16 protein-coding genes are annotated in these 22,765 nt (G+C 64.7%); 5 read left to right on the forward strand and 11 right to left on the reverse strand.

The window, feature by feature from the left end:
- Position 1: 1 nt before the first annotated feature.
- Together CAF78_RS03940 and CAF78_RS03945 are read right to left on the reverse strand one after the other, a co-directional pair.
- On the reverse strand, positions 2-517 hold the full coding sequence (locus CAF78_RS03940; protein ID WP_085674547.1) for a DUF4880 domain-containing protein: 516 nt from the start codon (positions 515-517) through the stop codon (positions 2-4).
- Positions 518-949: 432 nt separating this feature from the next.
- Entirely contained in the window at positions 950-1,261 is a 312-nt protein-coding gene (locus CAF78_RS03945; RefSeq protein ID WP_085674544.1) for a DUF6124 family protein, read from the reverse strand.
- 87 nt (positions 1,262-1,348) lie between these two features.
- Between CAF78_RS03945 and CAF78_RS03950 the strand changes: the two genes are divergently transcribed.
- Positions 1,349-2,056 (forward strand): LexA family transcriptional regulator, encoded by a 708-nt coding sequence (locus CAF78_RS03950; RefSeq protein WP_085674542.1) that lies wholly within the window; start codon positions 1,349-1,351, stop codon positions 2,054-2,056.
- A gap of 34 nt (positions 2,057-2,090) precedes the next feature.
- Here the strand turns inward: CAF78_RS03950 and CAF78_RS03955 are convergent, their stop codons facing one another.
- The 4 genes from CAF78_RS03955 to CAF78_RS03970 are packed head-to-tail and all read right to left on the reverse strand — an operon-like array spanning position 2,091 to position 7,649.
- Positions 2,091-4,043 (reverse strand): acetyl/propionyl/methylcrotonyl-CoA carboxylase subunit alpha, encoded by a 1,953-nt coding sequence (locus CAF78_RS03955; protein ID WP_085674540.1) that lies wholly within the window; start codon positions 4,041-4,043, stop codon positions 2,091-2,093.
- On the reverse strand, positions 4,040-4,855 hold the full coding sequence (locus CAF78_RS03960) for a gamma-carboxygeranoyl-CoA hydratase (protein WP_085674538.1): 816 nt from the start codon (positions 4,853-4,855) through the stop codon (positions 4,040-4,042). The genes CAF78_RS03955 and CAF78_RS03960 overlap by 4 nt, the downstream gene beginning before the upstream one ends.
- Positions 4,856-4,858: 3 nt before the next feature.
- Positions 4,859-6,466, reverse strand: a complete 1,608-nt coding sequence (locus CAF78_RS03965; protein ID WP_085674536.1) for a carboxyl transferase domain-containing protein — start codon at positions 6,464-6,466, stop codon at positions 4,859-4,861.
- A gap of 19 nt (positions 6,467-6,485) precedes the next feature.
- On the reverse strand, positions 6,486-7,649 hold the full coding sequence (locus CAF78_RS03970) for an isovaleryl-CoA dehydrogenase (RefSeq protein ID WP_085674521.1): 1,164 nt from the start codon (positions 7,647-7,649) through the stop codon (positions 6,486-6,488).
- Between the two features lie 321 nt (positions 7,650-7,970).
- On the opposite strand from CAF78_RS03970, the gene CAF78_RS03975 reads away from it, so the two are divergent.
- Positions 7,971-9,653: an AMP-binding protein gene (locus tag CAF78_RS03975; protein ID WP_085674502.1), complete on the forward strand. Its 1,683-nt coding sequence runs from the start codon at positions 7,971-7,973 to the stop codon at positions 9,651-9,653.
- Positions 9,654-9,769: 116 nt separating this feature from the next.
- On the opposite strand, the gene CAF78_RS03980 is transcribed toward CAF78_RS03975, so the two are convergent.
- Both CAF78_RS03980 and CAF78_RS28530 read right to left on the reverse strand, forming a co-directional pair.
- The gene (locus tag CAF78_RS03980) at positions 9,770-10,006 is read right to left on the reverse strand and encodes a hypothetical protein (RefSeq protein ID WP_085674926.1); all 237 of its coding nucleotides are present in this window, start codon (positions 10,004-10,006) and stop codon (positions 9,770-9,772) included.
- A 98-nt stretch (positions 10,007-10,104) separates the two neighbouring features.
- Positions 10,105-10,266, reverse strand: coding sequence for a hypothetical protein (locus CAF78_RS28530; RefSeq protein WP_177408496.1), 162 nt, complete (start codon positions 10,264-10,266; stop codon positions 10,105-10,107).
- Between the two features lie 141 nt (positions 10,267-10,407).
- On the opposite strand from CAF78_RS28530, the gene CAF78_RS03985 reads away from it, so the two are divergent.
- The 3 genes from CAF78_RS03985 to glgB all read left to right on the forward strand — a co-directional run bounded on the left by CAF78_RS03985 (position 10,408) and on the right by glgB (position 18,110).
- Positions 10,408-12,426 (forward strand): alpha-1,4-glucan--maltose-1-phosphate maltosyltransferase, encoded by a 2,019-nt coding sequence (locus CAF78_RS03985; RefSeq protein WP_085674499.1) that lies wholly within the window; start codon positions 10,408-10,410, stop codon positions 12,424-12,426.
- Positions 12,427-12,581: 155 nt separating this feature from the next.
- Positions 12,582-15,899, forward strand: coding sequence for a maltose alpha-D-glucosyltransferase (treS, locus tag CAF78_RS03990; protein WP_085674497.1), 3,318 nt, complete (start codon positions 12,582-12,584; stop codon positions 15,897-15,899).
- Positions 15,900-18,110 carry a 1,4-alpha-glucan branching protein GlgB gene (gene glgB / locus CAF78_RS03995; protein ID WP_085674495.1) on the forward strand — a complete coding sequence of 737 codons (2,211 nt, stop codon included), beginning with the start codon at positions 15,900-15,902 and terminating at the stop codon, positions 18,108-18,110.
- Positions 18,111-18,227: 117 nt separating this feature from the next.
- Here glgB and CAF78_RS04000 read toward each other — a convergent pair whose 3' ends face one another.
- The 3 genes from CAF78_RS04000 to glgX all read right to left on the reverse strand — a co-directional run bounded on the left by CAF78_RS04000 (position 18,228) and on the right by glgX (position 22,628).
- The gene (locus CAF78_RS04000; RefSeq protein ID WP_085674492.1) at positions 18,228-19,307 is read right to left on the reverse strand and encodes an autotransporter outer membrane beta-barrel domain-containing protein; all 1,080 of its coding nucleotides are present in this window, start codon (positions 19,305-19,307) and stop codon (positions 18,228-18,230) included.
- Between the two features lie 319 nt (positions 19,308-19,626).
- Complete coding sequence (locus CAF78_RS04005) at positions 19,627-20,421, reverse strand: endonuclease/exonuclease/phosphatase family protein (protein WP_085674490.1); 795 nt, start codon at positions 20,419-20,421, stop codon at positions 19,627-19,629.
- A 53-nt stretch (positions 20,422-20,474) separates the two neighbouring features.
- Positions 20,475-22,628: a glycogen debranching protein GlgX gene (glgX, locus tag CAF78_RS04010; RefSeq protein ID WP_085674487.1), complete on the reverse strand. Its 2,154-nt coding sequence runs from the start codon at positions 22,626-22,628 to the stop codon at positions 20,475-20,477.
- Between the last annotated feature and the right edge of the window lie 137 nt (positions 22,629-22,765).

Here is a 22,765-nt window from a genome sequence, read left to right on the forward strand (position 1 = left end):
CTCAGGCCCAATAGCCAAACAACAACAGCGCCGCCACACCCAAGCCAACCGCCACCGAACACCCACCCAGCGAAAGCGCCGCACGCCCTTGCCGGTACCAGCCATCCTGCCCCAGCTCCCGCGCCGGGGCGAGCAGGCTGCGCCAGCGCAGCTCGGTGTCATGAAACGCCTGCAGGTGTGCAGGTGCCGCGTCCAGCCAACGGCGAAAATCGATGCGCTCGCACGAGGTCACGTCCGGGCTCTGCAACCGCACATACCATTGCCCTGCCACACTGGCCAGCGCGTCTGCGCGGGGTTGCGCCACCTGCAGGGCCTGGTTCATGTTGCGTTCGATGCTGAGCAGCGGGAGGTCGAGGCGCTTGGCGATACTGGCAAAGTCCAGCTGATCGAGGCGGTTGAGCAGGAACACTTGCTGCACGCGCCGAGGCAGGCGCTTGAGCGCATACAGCCACTCATGCTCGGCTGCAGGCTCGCTGGCAGGCGTGGGGTGCTCAAGGGGCAGCAGCAGACGGCTCATGGACAGCTCCTTGCTCGAGGGTAGGGTGGGGGCATCGTCCTTGATGCAGAAACAGCCTAGTCAAAACGAGATTGATTCTCAAGTGCTGATTCCGCAAAGATTTGTAATGAGCGTTCACGCTCTGAAACACTTTTGCTATCATGCGCGCCATCAACGATCTTCATTAGCCTGAAGAGCAAAAAAAATGACCCGGCAAAAAGCCGGGTCAAAAACCGTGATTAGCCTGATGAGGAGATAATCTGGAGCGACCTAAGCTCCGGGTTATCCAGCAGATCTTGCGATCAGCTGAGTGCAATAATAATCGTTATCATTTGCCAGTCAAATGAATTTTCAGTTATCCGGTAAAAAAATTTTACCGGCGCGCTTCCTCAACCCGGCGAACGGGGCCTTTCGCCGGCAGCCGGCCATCACGTTTCTCCCTTCTTCTTTTGCCTATAAGCCGTTCTGCAGGGCGCGTCTGTGCTCCAGCAGGGCTCTGGCCATGTCGATCATGTGCATCAATGCGAACGTCAGCTCGCGGGTGCTGCCTTCCTGGTGGGTGGCGGTTTCGTGGGCGGTGGCGGCGGCGCAGCGCAGCAGCTCGATGGCGTGGTCCTGGGCCTGCTCGGCAGTGACGCCGGCGTGCAAGGTCCATATCTGGTTGTGCGCGCTGGGGCGCGTGGGGTTCGGATTGAGGTAGTAATCGAGCGCGCGGCGGGCTGCTTCGCTGTCGAGATCTGTTACGTCGTCTTTCGGTGGTTTCATCCTGATACCTGCGCAGGCCAATGGGAAAGGGTTCTGCCTGAGTTTAATACCTTGGGTATTTATGTGCTTTTCTAGAAATAATACTGAATGTTTATTGAGCGCCAGAAGGCAGTCCGTATCGTGCCAGCGATGAATATGGATAAATGGATTGCCCTCGTCCGTGACCGGATGGAGGAGTTGAAGCTCACCCAAGAGCAGCTTGCCGAGCGCGTCGGCGTGTCTCAAGGCAGCGTGGGGCATTGGGTGAACAAGCGGCGCCAGCCCAAGATCGAATCGATGAACCGTACGTTCGTCGAGATTGGCATGCCCCACTACAGCGTCAGTCTGCAGCTGCGGATCCAGGGTCAGGTTGGCGAGGAGCGTGGCACCTACGAGGTGCATGACGACGATGACGAACTTGACCTCATGCAGTACATCGTGTGCTTCCGCTACCCAGTGTTGGCGTGGGATGAGCTAGGGGCCGCAGAGATTTCCGAGCCGGGTGTATTCGAACAGACGGACTACCTGGCACAGGGCAAGGCGTTCTGGTTGACCGTGGAAAATGACACGATGAGCGCTGCCAGTGGCCGCAGCGTGCCACAGGGCATGCGCATACTGGTGGACCCGGGGCTTGAGGCGGAGCCGGGCCGGCTGGTGATTGCCCGGCAGCCGGGGAAGACGGCGATTCTGCGTGAGCTGGCCGAGGAAGGTGGGCAGCAGTACCTGAAGGCGCTGAACCGCAGTTATCCGACGCTGGTGTGTGAAGAGGGCTGCGAGTTTCTCGGGGTGGTCGTGCGGGTGCACGGCATTTTCTAGATTGTTGGGGGCCGCAAAGCGGCCCCTGTATGCCTCACTCAGCCAGTTCGACCAACACCGTCCCTTCGCTGACCATATCCCCTTCCTGGCAGAACAGCGCCTTTACCGTCCCGGCATGGGGCGCACGAATGCTGTGTTCCATCTTCATGGCTTCCAGCACCACCAGTGCAGTCCCGGCCTCCACCACCTGCCCAGGCTCGACCAGCACACGCACGATGCTGCCGTTCATGGGCGCCCCGAGCCCGCCCTGATGGCTATGGCTGGCCTCAGCCTCGGCAATCGGGTCGAAGGCTTCGACGGCGTGCATCTCGCCATCCCAGCGCAGGAACAACGTGCCAGCGCGGCGCACCGCCAGGTAGCGGCGACGGATGCCGTTCTCGTCATGGCCCAGCTGCTCGCCATCAAGCTGCCAGGTCGAAGCGGCACTGCGCTCCAGGGCAACCGCCTGGCGTTCGCCACCACTGACCAGATGCAGGCTGCTGCGCGCTGGCAGCCCCAGGCGCAGGCCATTGCGCTCGGCCCACGGCGAGCGGCAATCGTCGGCCCGCTGGTGCGGAGCCTGGCCTTGCAGCCAGGCCTCTGCCGCGGCTTCCCAGAAGCCCGCTGGCAACGCCTGCGGGGCCGGTAACAGCACCTCCTGATGGCGTGGGATGAAACCGGTATCCAGCTCTGCCGCCGCGAAGGCCGGGTGGGCGAGAATGCGGCGCAGGAAGGCAATGTTGGTTTTCAGCCCGCCGATGGCGAACTCATCGAGCATCGCCAGCAAGCGCAGGCGTGCCTGCTCGCGGTCCTGCCCCCAGGCAATCAGCTTGCCCAGCATCGGGTCGTAGAACGGCGATACCACATCGCCTTCGCTGACCCCGCTGTCCACCCGGCGGCCTTCGCCTGGTGCCGATTCGCGGTACAGCGTGAGCGTACCGGTGGCCGGCAGGAATTCATTGGCCGGGTCCTCGGCATACAGCCGCACCTCGATGGCGTGGCCGATCAGCGGTACCTGGGCCTGCGTGATCGGCAACGGCTCGCCGCAGGCCACGCGAATCTGCCAGGCCACCAGGTCGAGGCCGGTGATGGCTTCGGTGACCGGGTGCTCCACCTGCAGGCGGGTGTTCATCTCCATGAAGAAGAATTCGCCACGGGCATCGAGCAGAAACTCGACGGTACCGGCACCGACATAGCCAATGGCCTGGGCCGCGCGTACCGCAGCCTCTCCCATGGCCCGGCGCAGTTCGGCGGACAGGCCGGGTGCCGGCGCTTCTTCGACCACCTTCTGGTGGCGACGCTGGATCGAACAGTCACGCTCGTTGAGGTACAGGCAGTTGCCGTGCTGGTCGGCGAACACCTGGATCTCCACATGGCGTGGCTTGAGCACGTACTTTTCCACCAGCATGCGCGCATCGCCGAACGATGACTGCGCCTCACGCTGAGCCGAAGCCAGGGCGTCGGCCAGCTGGCTTTCGTCCTCGACCACCTTCATGCCCTTGCCGCCACCCCCGGCGCTGGCCTTGAGCAGCACCGGGTAGCCGATGCGTTCGGCGGCGGCGCGGAAGGTGTCCAGGTCTTGCGCTTCACCGTGGTAGCCGGGCACCAGCGGCACGCCGGCGTTCTCCATCAGCGCCTTGGCGGCCGACTTGCTGCCCATGGCATCGATGGCGCTGGCCGGTGGGCCGAGGAAGATCAGCCCGGCCTGTTCGATGGCGCGGGCAAAGCCTGCGTTTTCAGACAGGAAGCCATAGCCCGGGTGGATAGCCTGGGCGCCGCTGGCCTTGGCTGCGGCGAGAATCTTGTCGACCACCAGGTAGCTGTCGGCGGCCTTGCTGCCGCCCAGGTCGACACGGATGTCGGCTTCACGGCTGTGGCGGGCGTCACGGTCGGTGGCGCTGTGCACGGCGACCGTGGTCAGGCCCATGGCCTTGGCGGTGCGCATCACCCGGCAGGCGATTTCGCCGCGGTTGGCGACCAGCAGGGTGGTCAAAGCGGGGCGGCTCATGGGCGCGGCTCCTTCTTGTCGTCGGTTTGCCAGGCAGGGCGCCGCTTTTCCAGGAAGGCGCGCAGGCCCTCCTGGCCTTCGGCGCTGACGCGGATGCGGGCGATGGTGTTTTCGCAGTAGCGGCGCAGGGCCGGGCTGAGTTCGCCGTCGTCCACTTCGCGCAGCAGGTCCTTGGTGGCGCGCAGTGCTTGCGGGCTGTTCTGCAGCAGGTTGCTTACCCAGGCTTCGACCTGGGCATCCAGTTCACTGGCCGGGTACACCTCGGCCAGCAGGCCCAGCTCGCGGGCCCGCACGCCGCTGAAGCGCTCGGCGGTCAGGGCATAGCGGCGTGCGGCACGTTCGCCGATGGCCTTGACCACGAACGGGCTGATCACTGCCGGGGCCAGGCCGATGCGCACTTCCGACAGGCACAGCTGGGCGTCTTCGGCGCCGATGGCCATGTCACAGCAACTGATAAGCCCCAGCGCGCCGCCGAAGGCCGCGCCTTGCACCACGGCCAGGGTCGGCGCCTTCAGGCGATGCAGGGCGTACATCAGCTCGCCGAGTTCGCGGGCGTCATCGAGGTTGGTGTTGAAGTCCAGCTGCGCCGATTGCTGCATCCAGGCCAGGTCGGCGCCGGCGCTGAAGTGCCGGCCACGGCCGCGCAGCAGCAGGAAGCGCAGGCTGGCGTCCTCGGCCAACTGGTCGAGGGCCACGATCAGTTCGCGGATCATCAGCGCGTTGAAGGCATTGTTCTTGTCCTCGCGGCTCAGCCACAGGGTGGCAAAGCCGCGCGGGTCGCGGATCACTTCGAGGGTGCTGAAATCGCTCATGGGTCACATCCGGAATATGCCGAAGCGGCTCTGTTCGATCGGCGCGTTCAACGCGGCTGACAACGCCAGGCCCAGCACCTCGCGGGTCTGCGCCGGGTCGATGACACCGTCGTCCCACAGGCGGGCGCTGGAGTAGTAGGGGTGGCCCTGGTGCTCGTACTGGTCGAGGATCGGCTGCTTGAGCCTGGCCTCGTCCTCGGCACTGAAAGCCTGGCCGCTGCGTTCGCTCTGCTCGCGCTTGACCTGGGCCAGCACCCCGGCGGCCTGCTCGGCGCCCATCACACCAATGCGTGCGTTGGGCCACATCCACAGGAAGCGCGGGTCGTAGGCGCGGCCGCACATGCCGTAGTTGCCGGCACCGAAGCTGCCGCCGATGATCACCGTGAACTTCGGCACCTGGGCGCAGGCGACGGCGGTGACCAGCTTGGCGCCGTGCTTGGCGATGCCGCCTTCCTCGTACTTCTTGCCGACCATGAAGCCAGTGATGTTCTGCAGGAACAACAGCGGGATGCCGCGCTGGCAGGCCAGCTCGATGAAGTGCGCACCTTTTTGCGCAGCTTCGGCAAAGAGGATGCCGTTGTTGGCCAGGATCGCCACCGGGTAGCCGTGCAGGTGGGCGAAACCGCACACCAGGGTGGTGCCGAACAGCGCCTTGAACTCATCGAACACCGAGCCGTCGACCAGCCGTGCGATCACTTCGCGCACGTCGAAGGGCTGCTTGGCATCGGCCGGGACTACGCCATACAGTTCGTCGGCGTTGTACAGCGGTGCCACCGGTGCCTGGCGCTGCAGCTTGCCGAGCTTGTGCCAGTTGAGGTTGGCGACGCTGCGCCGGGCGATGGCCAGGGCGTGTTCGTCGTTGTCGGCGTAGTGGTCGGCGACGCCGCTGGTGCGGCAGTGCACATCGGCGCCGCCGAGGTCTTCGGCGCTGACCACTTCACCGGTGGCGGCTTTCACCAACGGTGGCCCGGCGAGGAAGATGGTCGCCTGCTGGCGCACCATGATCGCTTCGTCGGCCATGGCCGGTACATAGGCGCCACCGGCGGTGCACGAGCCCATCACCACGGCGATCTGCGGGATACCCAGCGCGCTCATGTTGGCCTGGTTGAAGAAGATCCGCCCAAAGTGCTCGCGGTCGGGGAACACTTCATCCTGACGCGGCAGGTTGGCGCCGCCGGAATCCACCAGGTAGATGCACGGCAGGCGGTTCTGCAGGGCGATGGTCTGCGCGCGCAGGTGCTTCTTCACCGTCAGCGGGTAGTAGGAGCCGCCTTTGACCGTGGCGTCGTTGGCCACGATCATGCATTCAACGCCTTCGATGCGGCCGATGCCGGCGATCACGCCGGCGGCCGGCACGTCTTCGCCGTACACCTCATGGGCGGCCAGCTGGCCGATCTCGAGGAACGGCGAGCCCGGGTCGAGCAGGCGGTCGATGCGTTCGCGCGGTAGCAGCTTGCCACGCGAGGTGTGCCGCTCCTGAGCCTTGGGCCCGCCGCCCTGGGCCACCTGGGCGAGCAGGCCGCGCAGGGCCTGGACCTGTTCGAGCATGGCCGCGCTGTTGCCGGCGAACTCCGCCGAACGCGGGTTGATCTGGGTGTGCAAGGTAGCCATGTGCGCCCGTCCCCTGTGCTCAGCGGGTTTCGTTGAACAGTTCGCGGCCGATCAGCATCCGGCGGATTTCGCTGGTGCCGGCACCGATTTCGTACAGCTTGGCGTCGCGCAGCAGGCGGCCAGCCGGGAATTCGTTGATGTAGCCATTGCCGCCGAGAATCTGGATCGCTTCCAGGGCCATTTGCGTGGCGCGCTCGGCGGTGTAGAGGATCACCCCGGCGGCGTCCTTGCGCGTGGTCTCGCCACGGTCGCAGGCCTGGGCCACGGCATACAGGTAGGCGCGGCTGGCATTGAGCTGGGTGTACATGTCGGCGATCTTGCCCTGGATCAGCTGGAACTCGCCGATGCTCTGGCCGAACTGCTTGCGGTCGTGGATGTACGGCACCACCAGGTCCATGCAGCTTTGCATGATGCCGGTCGGGCCACCGGACAGCACCACGCGCTCGTAGTCCAGGCCGCTCATCAGCACGCGCACGCCACCGTTGAGCTGGCCGAGGATGTTTTCTTCCGGTACTTCGACGCCGTCGAAGAACAGCTCGCAGGTGTTGGAACCGCGCATGCCCAGCTTGTCGAACTTGTTGCTGCGGCTGAAGCCTTTCCAGTCACGCTCGACGATGAACGCGGTGATGCCGTGCGGGCCCTTGTCCAGGTCGGTCTTGGCGTAGATCACGTAGGTGTTGGCGTCGGGGCCGTTGGTGATCCAGGTCTTGCTGCCGTTGAGCACGTAGCGGTCGCCGCGCTTCTCGGCGCGCAGCTTCATCGACACCACGTCGGAACCGGCGTTGGGCTCGCTCATGGCCAGGGCGCCGATGTGCTCGCCGCTGATCAGCTTGGGCAGGTACTTGAGCTTCTGCTCGTGGGTGCCGTTGCGGTTGATCTGGTTGACGCAGAGGTTGGAGTGGGCGCCGTAGGACAGGGCGACCGAGGCCGATGCACGGCTGATCTCTTCCATCGACACCACGTGGGCCAGGTAGCCCAGGCCGGCACCGCCATATTCCTCGGCAACGGTGATGCCCAGCAGGCCCATGTCGCCGAACTTGCGCCACATGTCGGCTGGGAACAGGTTGTCATGGTCGATCTGCGCGGCGCGCGGGGCCAGTTCGGCGGCAACGAAGGTGCGCACCTGGTCGCGGAGCATGTCGATGGTTTCGCCCAGGGCGAAGTTCAGGGTGGGGTAATGCATGCTGGGGCACCTTGTTGTTCTTGAAATTGGATAACACCGTAGCTCAAGTGTGAGTCGCCGAACCCTGTGGGAGCGGGCTTGCCCGCGAAAGCGTCAGCAGGATCACCGTCATTGCCTAAATGATCGCATTCGCGGGCAAGCCCGCTCCCACAGGGTTCGGCGTCAAGCTTGGGCCGGTGTTGTTCATCACCTTTACGTTAACGTAAACCTGCCTTTGGTCGCTGTCAATCCGATCATCACCTTTACGTAAACGTAAATCTGCGCCAGAGTATTCCCAGCTCGCTTCAGCCGTGCCCAGAACAACCACAAGAAGGGACACCCATGAGTCAACCAAGCTACACCCGTGGCCGCCAGGACCAACCGCTGTTGACCCTGACCATCGGCCAGGCCTTCGACGCCACCGTGGCCCGCTGCGCCGACGGCGAAGCGCTGGTGGTGCGCCACCAGGGCCTGCGCTACAGCTGGCGGCAGCTGGCCGAACAGGTCGACACCCATGCCCGCGCCCTGATGGCGCTGGGCGTGAACACCGGCGACCGGGTCGGCATCTGGTCGCCGAACTGCGCCCAGTGGTGCATCCTGCAGCTGGCCAGCGCCAAGGTCGGTGCGATCCTGGTCAACATCAACCCGGCCTATCGCGTGGGCGAGCTGGAGTACGTGCTACGCCAGTCCGGCTGCCGCTGGCTGGTGTGCGCCGATGCGTTCAAGACCTCCGATTACCATGCCATGGTTCAGGAACTGGTACCGGCGTTGGCGACCGCCAACCTTGGCGAGCTGGCCAGTGAACGCCTGCCCGAACTGCGTGGGGTCATCAGCCTGGCGGCCAACCCGCCCAGTGGCTTCCTGCCCTGGCAGGCACTGGCCGAGCGGGCAGGGCAGACCCCGGTGGAAACCTACGTGGCCCGCCAGCACAGCCTGCAGTTCGACCAGCCGGTGAACATCCAGTACACCTCGGGCACCACCGGCGCGCCCAAGGGCGCCACGCTCAGCCATTACAACATCCTCAACAACGGCTTCATGGTCGGCGCAAGCCTGGGGCTGACTGAGCGCGACCGCATGGTGATCCCGGTGCCGCTGTACCACTGCTTCGGCATGGTCATGGCCAACCTCGGCTGCATCACCCACGGCAGCACCATGGTCTACCCCAACGATGCCTTCGACGCCGAGTTGACCCTGCGCGCCGTGGCCGAGGAGCGCGCCAGCATCCTCTATGGCGTACCGACCATGTTCATTGCCATGCTCGACCACCCGTCGCGCACGCAGCTGGACCTGTCGACCCTGCGCAGCGGCATCATGGCTGGGGCCACCTGCCCGATTGAGGTGATGCGCCGGGTGATCGACCAGATGCACATGGCTGAAGTGCAGATTGCCTATGGCATGACCGAAACCAGCCCGGTATCCCTGCAGACCGGCCCGGATGACGAACTGGAACTGCGCGTGACCACCGTCGGCCGCACCCAGCCGCAGCTGGAGACCAAGCTGGTGGACGCCGACGGCTGCATCGTCGCCCGCGGCGAGATCGGCGAACTGTGCACCCGTGGCTACAGCGTGATGCTCGGTTACTGGGACAACCCCCAGGCCACGGCGGATGCCATCGACCCGGCCGGCTGGATGCACTCGGGCGACCTGGCGGTGATGGACGAGCGGGGGCATGTGCGCATCGTCGGGCGCAACAAGGACATGATCATTCGCGGCGGCGAGAACATCTATCCGCGTGAGCTGGAGGAGTTTTTCTACACCCATCCGGCGGTGGCGGATGCGCAGGTGGTGGGGATCCCGTGCAGCCGTTATGGCGAGGAGATCGTGGCCTGGATCAAGCTGCATCCGGGGCACAGTGCCACGGTTGAAGAACTTCAGAGTTGGTGCAAGGCGCGCATTGCCCACTTCAAGGTGCCGCGGCATTTCCGTTTCGTCGAAGAGTTTCCGATGACGGTGACGGGCAAGGTGCAGAAGTTTCGGATGAGAGAGATCAGTGTGGCAGAGATGACTTCTGAAACTGTCGGTTGATGTGCGGGCTCATCCGGCCTCTTCGCGGGCACGCCCGCTCCCACAGATACTGCGCCGAACTTGAATACGGCGCGGTATCTGTGGGAGCGGGCGTGCCCGCGAAGAGGCCGGAAGGGTCAGCGCAGATCCATGGCGTTGCAAAGCCCGGCGACAAGCTCGGCAACGGTCTGGAAATCACGGCGCAAGTGCACACCGTAACGTGCCTCCAACCCCATCAGCGCAAACTCGCACTTGTCTTTGTCCAGGTGGGCCAGCCAGGTCCCCAGCCACGGGTCGACCACCCCCGCATCCTGCAAGCAGTCGATCACTTGCCGCTCGAAATCCCTACGCCGCCAAAGGGTCACGATATTCACGATAAAGGGGGCTCCAAGGCAGGAAACGTGAGCCCTTATCATCAGCACGACCCGCTGGCCGCGCTACTGGCAAAAATGTCAGGCGCCGTCGTCTACCCTTAAGCCTTCACCGGTGGTTCATCACTCGGCGGATCGCCCACCGTCGGCGGCATGGTCGGTTTGATCGGCAACTCGTCCGGGTCCTGTTCCGGCACGGGCGGCGGCAGGCTTGGGTCGTCGATGTTGGGGTCGGGTGTTTCCGGTGGAATGGGAATGTTCATGGCCTGACCTCGCTGGGGTGAATTGAAGAGGTGCTGCAGGCTCTGACCGCCGGCAGCTGCCGTTCGCTCAATTTTTTTGAACCCCATGCCCGCGCCCGGCTCTGAACCCTTACCGCCACCAGCCTGAGGGAGCAAGGTCCGATGTCACGAAACGAGCCCTTCGAAAGCGTGCCCATGGCCAACGATCACCCGGACCAGGCCATCAGCCTGTCCCAGGCGCTGCTGGCGCCGCGCATCGTGATAGAAGACACCCAACCCGTGCTCGACGCCGGCACGTTCGCCGCCAAGGCCGTTAGCGGCCAACAGGTTGCGGTCAGCAGCAAGGTCTACAGCGATGGCCACGATCGCCTGGCGGTGATGCTCAACTGGCGCCAGGCCCACAGCCGCCGCTGGCACTGCGTGCCGATGCAGTCGCCGGGCAACGACCTGTGGCAGGCCGAGTTCACCCCCACCGAAATCGGCCTGCACCTGTTCAGCATCGAGGCCTGGATCGACCCGTTCGCCACCTTCTGCCACGACCTGGAGAAGAAGTACCACGCCGGGGTCGAGGTCAAGCTGGAGCTGGAAGAGGGGCGGCTGATGCTCGGCCAGGGCATCGACCTCAGCGAAGGCGTGCTGCGCGAGGAGATCGCAGCCTTGCAACAGCGCCTGGTTGCGCTCAAGGCCGATGACCAGGTGGCGTTGCTGCTGCACCCTGACACCGCGCGGCTGATGGCCGAAGCCGAGCACCGCAGCTACCTGACCCGCAGCCGTGAGTTCCCCCTCGATGTCGACCGGCCGGCCGCGCTGTTCGCCAGCTGGTACGAGCTGTTCCCACGTTCGATCACCGACAGCCCTGAGCGCCACGGCACCTTCAACGACGTGCACGAGCGCCTGCCGATGATCCGCGACATGGGCTTCGACGTGCTGTACTTCCCGCCGATCCACCCGATCGGCACCCAGCACCGCAAGGGCCGCAACAATGCCTTGCGCGCCGAGCCCGGCGACCCCGGCAGCCCTTATGCGATCGGCAGCCCCGAGGGTGGCCACGAGGCCATCCACCCGCAACTGGGCACGCGCGAGGACTTCCGCCGCCTGGTCGCCGCCGCCGCCGAGCACGGCCTTGAGATCGCCCTGGACTTCGCCATCCAGTGCTCCCAGGACCACCCCTGGCTCAAGGAGCACCCTGGCTGGTTCAGCTGGCGCCCCGACGGCACCATCCGTTACGCCGAGAACCCGCCGAAAAAGTACCAGGACATCGTCAACGTCGACTTCTACGCTGCCGACGCGGTGCCGAGCCTGTGGCTGGCCCTGCGTGATGTGGTGGTCGGCTGGGTCGAGGAAGGCGTGAAGACCTTCCGCGTCGACAACCCGCACACCAAGCCGCTGCCGTTCTGGCAATGGCTGATCGCCAATGTGCGCAGCCAGCACCCCGAGGTGATCTTCCTCGCCGAGGCCTTCACCCGGCCGGCGATGATGGCGCGCCTGGGCAAGGTGGGGTATGCGCAGAGCTATACCTACTTCACCTGGCGCAACACCAAGCAGGAGCTGCGCGAGTACTTCGAGGAACTCAACCAGCCGCCGTGGCGCGACTGCTACCGGCCGAACTTCTTCGTCAACACGCCGGACATCAACCCCTATTTCCTGCACACCTCTGGCCGCGCCGGGTTCCTCATCCGCGCCGCGCTGGCGACCATGGGCTCGGGTTTGTGGGGCATGTATTCAGGCTTCGAACTGTGCGAAGGCACGCCGCTGCCGGGCAAGGAGGAGTACCTGGATTCGGAGAAGTACGAGATCCGCCCGCGCGACTTCAACCAGCCCGGCAACATCGTCGCCGAGATTGCCCAGCTCAACCGTATCCGCCGGCAGAACCGGGCGTTGCAGACGCACCTGGGCGTGGCATTCTTCAACTGCTGGAACGACAACATCCTGTACTTCGCCAAACGCACGCCCGAGCGCGACAACTACATCCTGGTAGCGATCAGCCTCGACCCGCATAACGCCCAGGAGGCCAGTTTCGAGTTGCCGTTGTGGGAGCTGGGGCTGGACGACAACGCCGACACCCAAGGCGAGGACCTGATGAACGGCCACCGCTGGACCTGGCATGGCAAGACCCAATGGATGCGTATCGAGCCCTGGCACCAGCCGTTCGGCATCTGGCGCATCGAAAAGGCCCGTTAGCACGGCACGCCACATTCCCTGTGGGAGCGGGCCTGTGGGAGCGGGCTTGCCCGCGAACACCGGCAAAGCCGGTGCCATCCACTGCAGTGCCTGCTTCGCGGGCAAGCCCGCTCCCACAAGGATCTCGCCGAATCCAGGACAGTAAGGAGTCACCCATGGCCAAGCGTTCCCGCCCGGCAGCCTTCATCGATGACCCGCTGTGGTACAAGGACGCCGTGATCTACCAGCTGCACATCAAGTCGTTCTTCGATGCCAACAACGACGGCATCGGTGATTTCGCCGGCCTGATCAGCAAGCTCGACTACATCGCCGAGCTGGGCGTCAACACCTTGTGGCTGCTGCCGTTCTACCCCTCGCCACGGCGCGACGACGGCTACGACATCGCCGAATACAAGGCCGTGCACCCGGACTACGGCAGCATGGCCGATGCCCGCCGCTTCATCGCCGCGGCGCACAAGCGCGGCCTGCGGGTGATCACCGAGCTGGTCATCAACCACACCTCCGACCAGCACCCGTGGTTCCAGCGCGCCCGCCATGCCAAGCGCGGCAGCAAGGCGCGGGATTTCTACGTGTGGTCGGACGACGACCAGAAATACGACGGCACGCGAATCATCTTCCTCGACACCGAGAAGTCCAACTGGACCTGGGACCCGATCGCCGGCCAGTACTTCTGGCACCGTTTCTATTCGCACCAGCCAGACCTCAACTTCGACAATCCACAGGTGCTCAAGGCCGTCATCAAAGTGATGCGCTTCTGGCTCGACCTGGGTGTCGATGGCCTGCGCCTGGATGCCATCCCCTACCTGATCGAGCGCGATGGCACCAACAACGAAAACCTGCCCGAGACCCACAGGGTGCTCAAGGCGATCCGCGCCGAGATCGATGCCAATTACCCCGACCGCATGCTGCTGGCCGAGGCCAACCAGTGGCCCGAGGACACACGCCCATACTTTGGCGAAGGTGACGGCGACGAATGCCACATGGCCTTCCACTTCCCGCTGATGCCGCGCATGTACATGGCCCTGGCCATGGAAGACCGCTTCCCGATCACCGACATCCTGCGCCAGACCCCGGAAATCCCGGCCAACTGCCAGTGGGCGATCTTCTTGCGCAACCACGATGAGCTGACCCTGGAGATGGTCACCGACCGCGAGCGCGACTACCTGTGGAACTACTACGCCGAAGACCGTCGCGCGCGCATCAACCTTGGCATCCGCCGGCGCCTGGCACCGCTGCTGCAGCGCGACCGCCGGCGCATCGAGCTGCTGACCAGCCTGCTGCTGTCGATGCCCGGCACGCCCACCCTGTACTACGGCGACGAACTGGGCATGGGCGACAACATCTACCTCGGCGACCGCGACGGCGTGCGTACGCCGATGCAATGGTCGCCGGACCGCAACGGCGGTTTCTCCAGGGCCGACCCGCAGCGCCTGGTGCTGCCACCGATCATGGACCCACTGTACGGCTACCAGACCGTCAACGTCGAAGCCCAGTCCCACGACCCGCACTCGCTGCTGAACTGGAACCGCCGCCTGCTGGCGGTACGCAAGCAGCAGAAGGCCTTTGGCCGTGGCAGCCTGCGCACGCTCACGCCAAGCAACCGGCGCATCCTGGCCTACCTGCGCGAGTACACCGACGCCGATGGCAACACCGAGGTGATTCTCTGCGTCGCCAACGTTTCCCGTGCCGCCCAGGCCGCCGAGCTCGAACTGTCGCAATACGCTGACAAAGTGCCGGTGGAGATGCTCGGTGGCAGCGCCTTCCCGCCGATCGGCCAATTGCCGTTTCTGCTGACCTTGCCACCTTATGCCTTCTACTGGTTCCTGCTGGCCGCTCACGACCGCATGCCCAGCTGGCACATCCAAGCCACCGAGGGGTTGCCGGAATTGACCACGTTAGTGTTGCGCAAACGCATGGAAGAACTGCTCGAGTCCCCCTCCAGCGACATCCTGAACGGCACCATCCTGCCGCAATACCTGCCCAAGCGCCGCTGGTTCGCCGGCAAGGAAGGCCCGATCGACCAGGTACGCCTGCGCTACGGCGTGCGCTTCGGCACCGCGACCACCCCGGTGCTGCTCAGCGAAATCGAAGTGCTCAGCGATGGCGTGGCCAATCAGTACCAGCTGCCCTTCGGCCTGCTGCCGGAGGAGCAGATCAACACGGCGCTGCCGCAGCAGCTGGCGCTGTCGCGAGTACGCCGTGGCCGCCAGGTGGGTCTGATCACCGACGCCTTCGTCCTCGAACCGTTCATCCGTGCCGTGCTGCGTGCCTGCCAGGACGGCATGCAGCTGCCGTGCGGCAATGGCCAGGGCGAGCTGCGCTTCGAATGCACCGCACAGCTGGCCGGGCTTGAACTGAGCGAGGAAAGTGAAGTGCGCTACCTCAGTGCCGAGCAGTCCAACAGCTCGGTGGTGATTGGCGACCGCGTGGTGCTCAAGCTGATTCGCCGGGTCAATCCGGGCATTCACCCGGAGCTGGAGATGAGCGCCTACCTCACCGCCGGCGGCTTCGCCAACATCTCGCCGCTGCTGGCCTGGGTCAGCCGCGTCGACGAGCAGGGCGCACCGCACCTGTTGATGATCGCCCAAGGCTACCTGAGCAACCAGGGCGATGCCTGGGCCTGGACCCAGAACACCCTTGAGCGGGCCATCCGCGACGAGATGGAACCGACCAGCGTCGATGCCGAAGCGCACACCGACGCGCTGGCCGAGCTCAACGGTTTCGCCGCCTTGCTCGGCCAGCGCCTGGGCGAGATGCACCTGCTGCTGGCGGCGCCGAGCAACGATCACGCCTTCCAGCCACGCCCCAGCGACGCCGACGACAGCCGCCGCTGGAGCGCGCAGATCAGCAACGAACTGAACCACGCCCTCGACCTGCTGGCGCAGCACCGCGAGCACCTCGACACGGACAGCCAGGCCCTGGTCGACGACCTGCAACAGCAGCGCGACGGCCTTGCCCAGCACATCGCCAAGCTCGCCGAACAGGCCCAGGGCGGCCTGCTGATGCGCGTGCACGGCGACCTGCACCTGGGCCAGGTGCTGGTGGTGCAGGGTGATGCCTACCTGATTGATTTCGAGGGTGAACCGGCCCGCCCACTTGAGGAGCGTCGGGCCAAACACAGCCCGTACAAGGATGTCAGCGGCGTGTTGCGATCCTTCGACTATGCTGCTGCGATGATCCTGCGCAGCGCGTCTGCCGTGGACCTTTCCGACCCGGCGCGGCAAGCCCGGCAACGGGTGGCCCGGCAGTACCTGCACCAGTCGCGGCATGCCTTCGTCGAAGCCTATGGCCTGGCCACCGCCGCCATGCCTCACGCCTGGCAACAGGCCGAAGGGGAGCGCGCCGCACTGGAGTTGTTCTGCCTGGAAAAAGCCGCCTACGAAATCACATATGAAGCCGAAAACCGTCCGAGTTGGCTGGCCGTGCCCTTGCATGGCCTGCATGGACTGATCAGTACCTGGGGAGAGTCATAGATGAATGCAACCACGCGTGAAAACGGCGGCCTTCGGCAACGGGACCTGGATGCCCTGGCCCGCGCCGAGCACGCCGATCCTTTTGCAGTACTGGGCCCTCACGCAGACGGGCAGGGCGGCTTGCTGGTCCGTGCGTTCCTGCCTAATGCGCTGAGCGTGCGGGTGCTGGCGCGCCATGATGGGCGTGTCCTCGCCGAAATGGTGCAGGGCAGCCTGCCCGGCCTGTTCAGCGCGCACCTCGATGAGGCACACCCGTACTGGCTGCAGATCGGCTGGGCCGGTGGCGAGCAGGTGACCGAAGACCCCTACAGCTTCGGCCCGCAACTGGGCGACATGGACCTCTACCTGTTCGCCGAGGGCAATCACCGTGATCTGTCCGGGCGCTTCGGCGCCCAGCCGATTCAGGTCGATGGCGTCGATGGCGTGTGCTTCTCGGTGTGGGCGCCCAATGCCCGACGGGTCTCGGTGGTGGGTGACTTCAACAACTGGGACGGCCGCCGCCACCCCATGCGCCTGCGCCACAGCGCCGGGGTCTGGGAGCTGTTCGTGCCGCGCCTGGGCGTCGGCGAAACCTACAAGTTCGAAGTGCTCGGCAAAGACGGCATACTGCCGCTGAAGGCTGACCCGCTGGCCCGTGCCACCGAGCTGCCGCCGAGTACGGCGTCGAAGGTGGCCGGTGAACTGAGCCACGACTGGCATGACCACGACTGGATGGAACACCGCGCCCAGCGCCATGCCTACAGCGCACCGCTGTCGATCTACGAATTGCACCCCGGCTCCTGGCAATGCGAGCTCGACGAGCTGGGCGAAGTGTCGCGCTACTACAACTGGCGCGAGCTGGCCGAGCGCCTGGTGCCTTACGTGCAGCAACTGGGCTTCACCCACATCGAACTGTTGCCGATCATGGAGCACCCGTTCGGCGGCTCCTGGGGTTATCAGCCACTGTCGTTGTTCGCCCCGACTTCACGCTATGGCAGCGCCGAGGACTTCGCGTTCTTCGTCGATGCCTGTCACCAGGGCGGCATCGGCGTGATCCTCGACTGGGTGCCGGCACATTTCCCCACCGACGAGCATGGCCTGGCGCGCTTCGACGGCACCGCGCTGTATGAGTACGACAACCCGCTGGAAGGCTTCCACCAGGACTGGAACACACTGATCTACAACCTCGGCCGCAACGAGGTGCGCGGTTTCATGCTGGCCTCGGCGCTGCACTGGCTCAAGCACTTCCATGTCGACGGCCTGCGCGTCGATGCGGTTGCCTCGATGCTGTACCGCGACTACTCGCGCAAGGCCGGCGAGTGGGTGCCCAACCGCCACGGTGGGCGCGAAAACCTCGAGGCCATCGACTTCATCCGCCACCTCAACGGCATCGCCGCCCACGAGGCGCCGGGTGCGCTGATCATCGCCGAGGAGTCCACCGCCTGGCCAGGTGTCAGCCAGCCGATCCAGCAGGGCGGCCTGGGCTTTGCCTACAAGTGGAACATGGGCTGGATGCACGACACCTTGCATTACATCCAGAACGACCCGGTGCACCGCACCTATCACCACAACGAGATGAGCTTCGGCCTGATCTACGCCTATTCCGAGCATTTCATCCTGCCGATCTCCCACGATGAAGTGGTGCACGGCAAGCATTCGTTGATCGACAAGATGCCCGGCGACCGCTGGCAGAAGTTCGCCAACCTGCGCGCCTACCTGACCTTCATGTGGACCCACCCGGGCAAGAAGCTGCTGTTCATGGGCTGTGAGTTCGGCCAGTGGCGCGAGTGGAACCACGACCACCAGCTGGACTGGTACCTGCTGCAATACCCCGAGCACCAGGGCGTGCAGCGCCTGGTCGGTGACCTCAACCGGCTGTACCGCGAGCTGCCGGCGTTGCACGAACAGGACTGCCAGCCTCAGGGCTTCCAGTGGCTGATCGGCGATGATGCGCACAACAGCGTGTATGCCTGGTTGCGCTGGAGCAGCCAGGGCGAGCCGCTGCTGGTGGTGGCCAACTTTACCCCGGTGCCGCGCGAAGGTTACCGGATTGGCGTGCCGTTTGGCGAGCGTTGGCAGGAGTTGCTCAACAGCGATGCCGAACTGTATGCCGGGTCGAATGTCGGCAACCTGGGGGCGGTGGAGAGCGATGAGGTGGCCAGCCATGGGCAGCCACTGTCACTGGCGCTGAACCTGCCGCCGCTTGGGGTATTGGTGATGAAGCCGGCCTGATGCATCGCCTGTACTGGCCTCTTCGCGGGCAAGCCCGCTCCCACAGGTACCGCACCAACCTTCAGGCGAGTGCTATCTTTGTGGGAGCGGGCTTGCCCGCGAAGAGGCCGTGCCTGGCTACCACCGCATCCGCACCCCAAGGCTGCCAATCAACCCATTGATGTCGTTGCCATCCACGTCGCTGCTGTAATCGGCACTGACAAACAACGCAACCGAAGGTGTCACCCGTGCCACCAGCCCCAAGCCCAACTCCACCGTGGTCGAGTAGCGCGAGCTGGAGATCTTGTCGACCTGGTCCAGCTTCACTTCGCTGGTGTCGTTGAAGTCATACCAGACGTTGGTCCGCACATAGGGCTCGATCGGCATGCCTTTGACCTCGTAGCGCCCGGACAACTTGGCACCGACCCGGCCGCTCCAGCTGGGCTGGCTGTCGAAGGCCTGCAAGGTCTCTTCCTGCACCTGGTTGCCCGGGAAGAACCGCTGGTTGATCAACTGCGCCTGGGGCTCGATCACCCAGCCACCCCCCAACCCGATCGGGTAACCGCCTTCCACCGAAAAGGTCATCGCATGGCCGCTGTCATCCAGCCGCTGGCCACTGTCGCCACGGCCCATCACCTCGATACGCGAGCCCATGGCCACGGCATCCAGGTGCCAGCCTTGCTCATGGGTCATGCTCCAGTACACCCCCAGGCTCTCGCCACTGAGGTTGACCGCATTGCGCTGCTTGTCCCCCAGCAACGGCCGCACACCATTGAAGCTGCTCTGCAGGTTGTTGTGCCCCACGAAGATCCCCGCACGATGCACATTGCCATCGGCGGTTTCACGCACGAACAGGTCCGGGCCGATCATCAGTTGCTGGCTGGGCGCTTCCAGCTGCTCTGGCGTGCGTGCGCCAGGCTGCGGCGTGGCGCCAGGGAAGAACTGCGCCCACTGGCCGCCCACCAGGTCGGGCGCTGCCAGGCTGTGCCGTTCGCCCATCTTCTCGCTGAAGGCACTCAGCGTGCCCAGGTTCAGGCCGCTGGCGCTGACCGGGTCGAGCGACAACGTCGGCACCGTCGCCTGCTGCAGGTAGCTGGGGGAGATCGGATCTTCCTGCAGTTCGAACGCGAAAGTTTCCACCGGGGTTGCCAGAAGCATCGACGTGGAAACCGCGTAGAAAAAATGATCGAAGCGCAAGGGATTCGAGGTTCTTTTCATGGCGGATCTCCTCTGTTTTTTTGTTGTAAAGCCCAAGGACCTGGCCTGTTGTCACGAGCTGTACGACAAAAACAGAGAGCGACCCAAACCAGCACGCCAGCTTTCGCGAGCGCGCACAAAGGCGCGAGCTAGAGGCCCGGCGCGAGTTTTTACGTCTAGTGATACTGTTCAGCTAAGGAGAGACCGGCGCTTGCGTCAAGAAAGCGTGAAAGGTCTGTGCAAACTCCGTGGCTGGCATTAACCCTATGATTAACCTTGTTAATTTGCCCGGTATAGCGGCGATCGCTATTTCTGTGGCACTGGCTATGCCGAATCATTGTTACAACCGGACTTCCACCGCGAGTGGCAGATGGTCGGAAAGGTGCGTCCAAGGTTTGTGCCCCAGAATCTGTGGCGCATGGCTATCGGCGTTGCGCAGGTAGATGCGGTCCAGGCGCAGCAGTGGCAGGCGCGCCGGGTAGGTCCGGGCGAGCAGGCCATGATGGCGCTCGAAGGCTTCGTGCAGGTCGCGCTGCAGGCGCAGGGTGCGGTTGCCACGCTGCTGCCAGTCATTGAAGTCGCCGGCGATGATCACCGGGGCATCGGCGGGCAGTGCGTCGAGCAGCTGGCGCAGCAGTTGCAGTTGCTTCTGCCGGTGGCTCTCCAGCAGCGACAGGTGCACGCAGATGGCATGCACCTTGTGCTGGCCGGGAACGTCGAGCACGCAGTGCAACAGGCCGCGGCGCTCGGGGCCGGTGATCGAAACGTCGAGGTTGCGGTGCTCGATGATCGGGTACTTGGACAGCAGCGCATTGCCGTGGTGGCCGTCGGGGTAGACCGCGTTGCGGCCATAGGCAAAGTCGCTCCACATGCTGTCGGCGAGGAACTCGTACTGCGAGGTCTGCGGCCAGCCGGGGTAGCGCGCGGCATGGCGATCGTGGCTGCCGAGCACTTCCTGGAGGAAGACGATATCGGCCTGGGTGCTGCGCACCGCCTCGCGCAGCTCAGGCAGGATGAAGCGCCGGTTGAAGGCGGTGAAGCCCTTGTGTGTGTTCACGGTCAGCACCCGCAGCCGCTTCACGGGCGGGGCCTGGCGGGTGCTGGCGAAACCTGCGCTGCCGGCTTCGAGGTTCACGGTCGCTCCTCAATGCAACAGATACAGATGGGACAGGGCGCGCCTGGCCCGGTTCACTCTTCCTCGCGCTGCAACACCATCAACAGCAACGACCGCCCTTTGACTTCGAAGCTGCTGTCGAACTGCAGATGCTGCGGCTTGCGCATCTCCGGCCGGTCGGTGTCGACCAGGCAGCTCCAGTAGTCGCCTTCCGGCACGGTCGGCAGCAGGAACGGCACCATATCATGGTGTGCGTTGAAGATCAGCAGCATCGTCGCCTCCGAGCCCGGCCGGGCGATGCCGCTGACCTGGGCGCGGCCATCGATCAGCATGCCCAGGCAGCGCCCGTGCGGGTCTTCCCACTGCTCCACGCTCATCTCGTTGCCATCGGGCGCCAGCCAGGTGACGTCCTTGACCCCGATCGCCTCATTGTAATCGCCCACCAGGAAACGCGAGCGGCGCAGCACCGGGTAGGCCAGGCGCAGGCGGGTCAGGCGCTTGACGAAAGCCAGCAGTGCCTCGCCGTCCTCGTCCAGGTCCCAGTTGACCCAGCCGATCTCGCTGTCCTGGCAGTAGGCGTTGTTGTTGCCGTGCTGGGTGCGGCTGAATTCGTCGCCGGCGACGATCATCGGCGTGCCTTGGGCCAGCAGCAAGGTGGCGAAGTAGTTGCGCATCTGGCGCATGCGCAGGGCGTTGACCTGTGGGTCGTCGGTGGGGCCTTCCACGCCGCAGTTCCACGACAGGTTGTTGTCAGTGCCGTCCTGGTTGTTCTCGTCGTTGTCTTCGTTGTGCTTGCTGTTGTACGACACCAGATCGCGCAGGGTGAAACCGTCGTGGGCGGTGATGAAGTTGACCGACGAATACGGCCGGCGCCCGCGGTTGTTGAACATGTCGCCGGAGGCGGTCATGCGTGCGGCAAAATCGGCCAGCTGGCCTTCGTCGCCTTTCCAGAAGGCCCGGGCGGTATCGCGGAAGCGGTCGTTCCATTCGGCCCAGCCTGGCGCGAAGTTGCCCACCTGATAGCCGCCAGGGCCACAGTCCCAAGGCTCGGCGATCAGTTTCACCTGGCTGAGCATCGGGTCCTGACGGCAGGCGACGAGGAAGCCGTGGCGCTCGCTGTAACCATCGTGGTAGCGGCCGAGGATGGTCGCCAGGTCGAAGCGGAAGCCGTCGACATGCATCTCGCCCGCCCAGTAGCGCAGCGAGTCGGTGACCAGCTGCAGCACGCACGGGTGGCTGAGGTCGAGGGTGTTGCCGGTGCCGGAATCGTTGATGTAGTAGCGCTTGTCGTCAGGCATCAGCCGGTAGTATGAGGCGTTGTCGATGCCGCGCATGGACAGCGTCGGGCCACGCTCGTTGCCTTCGGCAGTGTGGTTGTAGACCACATCGAGGATCACCTCCAGGCCCGCGTCGTGCAGGTGCGCGACCATTTCCTTGAACTCGGCGATCTTGCCGCTGGCCAGGTAGCGCGGGTGCGGTGCGAAGAAGGCGATGCTGTTGTAGCCCCAGTAGTTGTTCAGGCCCTTGTCCAGCAGGTGCTGGTCGTTGACGAAGGCGTGGATCGGCAGCAGCTCGATGCTCGACACGCCCAGGTCCTTGATGTGCTTGAGCAGCTCGTCGTTGGCAAGGCCGGCGAAGGTGCCACGCAGTTCTTCCGGCACCGCCGGATGGAGCATGCTGATGCCGCGGGCGTGGGCTTCGTAGATGATCGTGCGCTCCCAGGGAATCTGCACGCGTTGGTCGCGGCCCCAGGTGAAGGCCGGGTCGATGACCTTGCATTTGGGCACGAAAGGGGCACTGTCGCGCTCGTCGAACGACAGGTCGCCGTCGGGGTGGCCGATGGTGTAGCCGAACAGTGCTTCGGACCATTTCAGGCTGCCGACCAGTTGCTTGGCATAGGGGTCGATGAGCAATTTGTTGGGGTTGAAGCGGTGACCGTTTTCCGGCTCGTAAGGGCCGTACACACGGTAGCCATAGACCAGCCCGGGGTGCGCGTCGGGCAGGTAGCCGTGGTAGATCTCGTCGGTGTACTCGGGCAGTTCGATACGCTCGATTTCCTGCTCGCCGGTGGAGTCGAACAGGCACAGCTCGACCTTGGTGGCATTGGCCGAAAACAGGGCGAAGTTGACCCCCAGGCCGTCCCAGGTGGCGCCCAGGGGGAAGGGCATGCCCTCGCGAATGCGCGATGGGGCGACGGAGCGGGTTTTCTTGGGCGTGCGCGGGCTCATGGCTATCCTCGAGTGGCCGTGGTGTAGGGGTAATCGCGGGGGACCTGCACCGGCCCCTCGCGGGCTAGCCCGCTCCCACAGGGACTGCACTTGGGTTGAGGTCGGTGCAATCCCTGTGGGAGCGGGCATGCCCGCGA

Source organism: Pseudomonas sp. R28(2017) (genome assembly GCF_002112505.1).
Classification (GTDB): Bacteria; Pseudomonadota; Gammaproteobacteria; order Pseudomonadales; family Pseudomonadaceae; genus Aquipseudomonas.